The following is a 6,078-nucleotide window of genomic DNA, read 5'->3' on the forward strand; positions in this document are numbered from 1 at the left end:
GCAGGGGTGAGCGGCGTCGTCACTCGGCGGCGCGAAGCTCGCGTCGGAAGTGAATGATTCCCGACCCGAGGGCGACCACGGCGAACACCGCCGCGACGAGGGGATAGCCGAGGCTGAACCACGCATACGCCGCAGAGCCCATCACGGCGATCTCGACGATGGCGCGGCCGAGCGGATCGGTCTTCAGCGGGCCGCGAGGCGACCGGAACAGCCACCACACCACGGCGGCGAAGAGCGGAGCCCCGATGACGAAGAACAGCGAGGGAAAGGGGAACGGCCAGGCCAGGTAGCCCCAGAAGCCCAGGCTGAACAGCGCGAAGACCTGGAGGACGATGCGCACGACGGTGTTCGGCGAGATCGGGTGGCCGGTGCCGTCGTCTCCGCCTCCGCGACCGGGGCGTCTCTTGGGAGTGTCGAACATAGATCCTGGTGTCTGCTCTGGTCGTGTGTCGGGGTGAGGCGTCAGCGGAAGACGATCGTGCGGGCGCCGTCGAGGAGCACGCGGTCTTCGGCGAACCAGCGGACGGCCTGCGTGAGGGTGCGGCTCTCTTCGTCTTGGCCGATCGCCACCAGGTCGCCCGGAGTGCGGCTGTGATCGACTCGGACCACGTTCTGCTCGATGATCGGGCCCTCGTCGAGGTCGCTCGTGACGAAGTGGGCGGTCGCGCCGATCAGCTTCACGCCGCGGGCGTGCGCCTGCCGGTAGGGGTTTGCGCCCTTGAATCCGGGGAGGAACGAGTGGTGGATGTTGATGGCACGGCCCTCGAGAGCAGCGCAGAGCTCGGGGCTGAGAATCTGCATGTAGCGGGCCAGGACGACCAGCTCGATGTCGTGCTCTTCGACGGCCTCGAGCACGCGGCGCTCGAAGTCGGCCTTGAGCTCGGGGCCGACCACGGCTCGGTGTTCGAACGGCACGCCGTAGAACTCGGCCAGCTCGGCGAGATCGGCATGGTTGGCCAGCACGAGCGGGATCTCGATCGGCAGCTGCCCGGCCCGCTGGCGGAAGAGGAGGTCGTTGAGGCAGTGCGCGGCCTTGCTCGCGAGCACGAGCGTGCGGAGGGGGCGGCCGACGACGTCGAGCTTCCACTCCATGTCGTAGCGCTCGGCGACCGGCGCGAGTGCCCCGGCGAAGGCGTCGCGGCCGGTGTCGGAGACGACCTGCAGGCGCATGAAGAAGGTGCCGGTGTCGATGCTCGAGAACTGCTGCGACTCGGTGATGTTGCCGCCCGCGTCGACGACGGCGCCACTGATCGCGTGGACGATGCCGGGCTTGTCTTGGCAGACGAGCGTGAGGGTCCAGTGGGTCTCGGTCACGCGGTCAATCCTAGGTGACCCGTCCCCTCCCGAATTGGAAGGAGATTCGAAGGAGGAGGGGAGGGGAGGGGAGCGGCGGCGGCTCAAACGACGCTGATGGGCTCCGTGTCGGCGCGCGTGGCAGTGCTGTCATCGGCCGGCTTCGACGTCACCGGCCGCGAGGCCTTCAGTCGCCGGTCGAAGATCGTCAGGGCGCTGAGCACGACGGCTATCCCGACGATCACCCAGCCGAGCTCGTGAAGAGCGCCGGTCGTCGGCCGGTCGCCGTACGCGACGCCGATGAGGCTCGTCGACGCGATCGCGCCGATGTAGATGCTCGTGCGCGACAGCCCGGCGGCCGCTCCGATTCCGGCAGGGTCGACCTGGCGGTAGAGCGCGGCCTGGTTCGATACCGAGGCGAGCCCCTGCGGGATCGTGAAGAAGATCGTGGCGACGACGAACAGCCAGACCGGGGATCCCGAGGTGAGCGACACCACGACGAATCCGCCGACCAGCGGAATCAGGGCGGCCGCGATCAGCGGCAGGCGCACGCCGGCCTTTCGCGCGAACCAGAAGGAGGCGACGCCCGCGAGGATCGCGCCGGGCAGCTGGATCAGGCCGGCCGTCTGAGACGAGATGCCGGCGACCTCCTGCACCCACTGCGAGAACCCGTAGGTCATCGTGTATGCGATGCCGTAGACCAGGAACAGTCGGAGGTAGGTGCGGGTCAACGGACCGTTGGAGGCGAGCATGCGCACGTCGATGAACGGGGCAACGGCGCGACGCTCCCAGACGATGAGTGCGACGAGGGCCGCAGCCGTCACGATCAGCAGCCACCACAGGCCCGCCCCGAGGTCGAGGAGGAACACCAGCAGGCTGCCGATGGTCACGGCGAAAAGGGCGAGGCCCAGAGGGTCGATGGCCTGGACGATCGGGAGCGGCGCCGAGCGGATCGGCCGGATCCTGTCCGACGGAAGCCACAGTGCCGCCAACACGAGCCCGATGCCCGCGAGAGGCACGTTGACGAGGAAGATCGCGTGCCAGCTGAAGGCGCCGATCAGCGCGCCCGCGAGGGGTGGGCCGGCTGCGGCCGAGACGAGCGACGAGATCGACAGGCCGCCGAGAACGAGCGGCGGGGTGGCGATCGAGAGGCGGTCGCTCTGGTTGCGGATCGCGCTCATCGCCGCCGGGTAGGCCGACGACGTGCCGATGCCGATGAGCACGCGCGAGACCAGGGCGCCGCCGAACGTGGGGACGACCGCGGGCAGGATCCCTGCCACGATCACCACGACCAGCCCTAAGAGGAAGATCTTCTTCGGACCGAACCGATCGGCGAGCTTGCCCATCGTGGGCTGCGCGATCGCCGAGGCGAGGTAGAGCGACGAGACGAGCCAGATGGCCTGGTCGCTGCCGATACCGAGGTCGCGGGAGATCGGGGCGAGGGCGACCGCGATCATCGTGGTGTTGATCGGGTTGAGCAGAGGGCCGAACAGGATCGGGATGACGAAGCGGGGGCCGAAGCCGGTCTCGGTGCGGGTGCTGCGGGTGTTGCGGGTGCGGGGGTTCGTGGTGGTCGTGGTGGTCGCCTACTCAGGTCGTCGACGGGCTGGTCGACGGCGGCGTCGATCGGGAACTTATGCAGTCTACCTGCATATGTTGGTTTGGGTCAGGGGTACCCGATGAACCACAGCGGAATCAGCGCCACCGCCTGCAGCACCACCGCCACGACGAGCACGACCACGCGCCGCCGCCGCGTCTCCGAGAACAGCCGGCTGCCGAGCAGCGGAGCGACCGGCATCATCAACCGGAACAGGCTCTGCTGCGGCAAAAAGACCGCGACGAGATAGAGCCAGTACGAGGTCGTGAAACCGACGATCTCGTGCCCGAGCTCACGCGTCGACCGCCGAGTGAGCCAGAACGCCCCCGCGGCGAGCGCCAGGAGAACGAGCAGGACGCCGGGCCACGACAGCCAGGTCGCCGCCATCGTGAACCACGGCGTCAGCGGACGGAAGGCCTGGTGGCCGACATAACCCACCCACCACGACAGCTCCGTGTCGAGGTAGGCGTCGCGCTCGCCGGTCACGCCGGTGGCGACCCAGGGCCACGCCAAGCCGGCGACAGTCACGACTGCGCCGGCGAAGACGATCTGGAGCGTGTCGCGCACCGGGAGGCGACCGCCTCGGATCCTCGATTCTCGCCACCGGACGACGAGGTGGACGCCGAGGGTGAGGGCGAACGCCAGCATGCCGGGGCGTGTGAAGGCCGCGACCACGGCGAAGGGGATCAGCAGCAGGTAGCGCCTCGTCATTAGGCACCAGAGCGCCGTGAAGAAGAAGAACAGGAAGGCGCTCTCGGCATAGGCGCACTGCAAGAGGTACCCCATCGGCCCGACGCAGAACACCGCGACCGCGAAGAGTGCACGCTCCCGCGGCACCCTGAGGGCCAGCAGTCGGTAGAGCATCAGTGCGGCGCCGAATCCGAACACGGTCGCGACCAGAACACCGGCTGTGTAGAACGGCAGGCCCGTGACCGCGACGATCGCCTTGACGATGCCCGGAAACACCGGCAAGAAAGCCCACGGGTTCGACTGCACGTACCCGTCGTCGTCTTTCGGCAGAGTCGTCGGGTAGCCCTGCTCGGCGATCGTCTTGTAGAAGCTGGCATCCCACGACCCGGAGAAGGTGAAGAACGTCGGATCGGCCCGGTCGCTCGCGAACGACCAACCCTGCGAGGTGGCGAGGGCGAACAAGGATCCGAGGAGTCCGGTCGAGAGCACCCGCGACAGCAGGTAGACCACCAGCACCGCGACCCACGGGCGTCGGGCGAGGAGGGCGGGCACCCGACAAACCTAGTCGGCGGTGCCTCGGTCGGGGTGGGCGGCGGGGTGACGCTGAGTCAGGAGCGGTGGCGCCGGATCCTGATGGGGCCCTTGGCGGTCGAGGGATCCACCACGCTGCCGCCCTGCGTGATGTCGACCTCGCCCGCGGCCACGAGCCGCCGGGCAGCGCGACGGGCCGGCTCCATCAGCTCGCGCCAGCCGTCGTCGTCGCCCTCGTACACGTCGCGGGCGGCATCGGACGGGCAGATGGTGGAGGTGGCGGCACGACTCGCGAGTAGGCGCTGGATGCTCGCCTCGAGCGCCCGGTCGACGGGCTTGATCTTGTGGCGGCGGCACGCGTCGCTGCAGTACGCCACTTCATCCCAGTTCTTCGCCCACTTCGCGCGCCGCTCGATACGCCGACCGCAGGAGCGGCAGGTCTTCTCGTCGAGGGTCATGATTCCGTTCTACTCCGTCGGCCCTGGTCGCTAGGCTTTTCCGGTGACGACGACAACCGCACTCCGTTTTCCCTGGGCCGGGTTGATCGCGCTGGCGATCGCGTCGTTCCTCTCGATCTCGGGCGAGATGCTCCCGACCGGCCTGCTCCCCGAGATGGGCGACGAGCTCCGAGTCAGCGAATCGTCGGTCGGGCTGCTGGTCTCGGTGTTCGCCTTCACCGTGGTGCTGACGTCGCCGATCCTCACCCACTTCACCTCCCGGATCCCTCGCCACCGCCTTCTCGTCGGCCTCATCCTCGTGATCGCGATCGGTGCCGCCGGCACCGCCCTCGCCCCGAGCTACGCGACGTTGGTCGTCGCCCGCGTCGTCGGGGGCCTGGCCCACGGGGTGTTCTGGGCCATCACCGGCGCCTACGCCGCGCACCTCGTTCCGCGCGACCAGGTGGGCAAGGCGCTCGCCGTGTCGTCGAGCGGTGGCACGCTCGCGTTCGTGCTCGGCGTGCCGCTCGGAACCGCGGTCGGGCAGGCGGTCGGGTGGCGTCTGGCGTTCGGCCTCCTCGCGGTGCTGATGGTGATCGGCGCCGTTCTGGTCTGGCGGCTGTTGCCCGACGTCGGCTCGGGGGCGTCCGATGCCGCGACGCTTCGCCAGGAATACAGCGACGCGATGACCGGCGCGACCCCGATCGGCCCCGGTGCCCTGGCGACCGGGTCGATCCCGATCATTCGGCCCGGCTCGCGCGCCGGCGGTCGCCCGCCGCGCGAAGAGATCGATCCGAGCGTGCTCGGCGTGGTCATGGCCTGCATCGTCACCGGGTTCTTCATGGTCGGCCACTACTCGCTGTACACCTACGTCGCGCCGTTCCTCACCCGGTCGAGCGAGCTCCCGCCCGACATCCTGAGCATCACCCTCTTCGCTTACGGGATCGCCGGAGCTGTCGGCCTCCTTCTCGTCGGCCTCGTGCTCGGCAGGCGCCCCGACCTGAGCATCCCGGTCGTCATGGCCCTCGTCGCGGTCGCCGTCGTCGGCCTCCTCATCTTCGAGGGTCAGCCGGTGCCGTCGTTCGTGGTCTTCGTGATCCTCGGTGTGACGTTCGGCGCTCTGCCGCCCCTTTTGCAGACGCGTCTGTTGCAGGTGGCCCCGGCCCGCATCCGCGACATCGCGAGTTCGTTCTACACGTCGTCGTTCAACGCGGGCATCGGCGCCGGCGCCCTGCTCGGCGGCCTTGTGCTGTCGGGCGTGGGGCTCGACGCCCTGCCGCGGCTGTACATCGTCATCGCCGTCGTGATGCTCGTGGTGACCGTGGTCTCGAACATCGCGCTCGTGCGCCTGGATCGGCGCCGCAAGACGGTTCGGCGTGCGGCGCGCGAGGCGAGGCGTCTGGCCGGCCCGCGCTAGCTCTCCGCTGCGGGGCGAATTCTGGGCGCCGTGTTCCGTGCCGGTGGCCGGGGTGGGCGGGTGTTGTGGGGAGTGGGCGGGTGTTGGGAGGAGTCGGCGGGTGCTGCAGCACC

6 protein-coding genes are annotated in these 6,078 nt (G+C 69.2%); 1 reads left to right on the top strand and 5 read right to left on the bottom strand.

Features of this window, described 5'->3' with window-relative positions; all coding sequences use genetic code 11:
* Positions 1-19: 19 nt before the first annotated feature.
* The 5 genes from ASF54_RS15635 to ASF54_RS15655 form a co-directional block, all read right to left on the bottom strand.
* On the bottom strand, positions 20-421 hold the full coding sequence (locus ASF54_RS15635; RefSeq protein ID WP_084816348.1) for a YrdB family protein: 402 nt from the start codon (positions 419-421) through the stop codon (positions 20-22).
* Between the two features lie 41 nt (positions 422-462).
* Complete coding sequence (purU, locus tag ASF54_RS15640; protein WP_055965181.1) at positions 463-1,314, bottom strand: formyltetrahydrofolate deformylase; 852 nt, start codon at positions 1,312-1,314, stop codon at positions 463-465.
* An 83-nt stretch (positions 1,315-1,397) separates the two neighbouring features.
* Entirely contained in the window at positions 1,398-2,795 is a 1,398-nt protein-coding gene (locus tag ASF54_RS15645) for an MFS transporter (RefSeq protein WP_326934345.1), read from the bottom strand.
* Positions 2,796-2,959: 164 nt separating this feature from the next.
* Positions 2,960-4,132: a hypothetical protein gene (locus ASF54_RS15650; protein ID WP_055965187.1), complete on the bottom strand. Its 1,173-nt coding sequence runs from the start codon at positions 4,130-4,132 to the stop codon at positions 2,960-2,962.
* A gap of 56 nt (positions 4,133-4,188) precedes the next feature.
* Entirely contained in the window at positions 4,189-4,569 is a 381-nt protein-coding gene (locus tag ASF54_RS15655) for a DUF3253 domain-containing protein (RefSeq protein WP_055965190.1), read from the bottom strand.
* 43 nt (positions 4,570-4,612) lie between these two features.
* On the opposite strand from ASF54_RS15655, the gene ASF54_RS15660 reads away from it, so the two are divergent.
* Positions 4,613-5,965, top strand: coding sequence for an MFS transporter (locus tag ASF54_RS15660; RefSeq protein ID WP_084816349.1), 1,353 nt, complete (start codon positions 4,613-4,615; stop codon positions 5,963-5,965).
* The last annotated feature ends 113 nt before the right edge of the window (positions 5,966-6,078 follow it).

The organism is Frondihabitans sp. Leaf304 (assembly GCF_001423105.1).
Lineage (GTDB): Bacteria > Actinomycetota > Actinomycetes > Actinomycetales > Microbacteriaceae > Frondihabitans.

Excerpts from the sequence above, each read along its gene's own strand:
- ASF54_RS15635 (WP_084816348.1), bottom strand. The coding sequence starts at position 421 with ATGTTCGACACTCCCAAGAGACGCCCCGGTCGCGGAGGCGGAGACGAC.
- ASF54_RS15655 (WP_055965190.1), bottom strand. The coding sequence starts at position 4,569 with ATGACCCTCGACGAGAAGACCTGCCGCTCCTGCGGTCGGCGTATCGAG.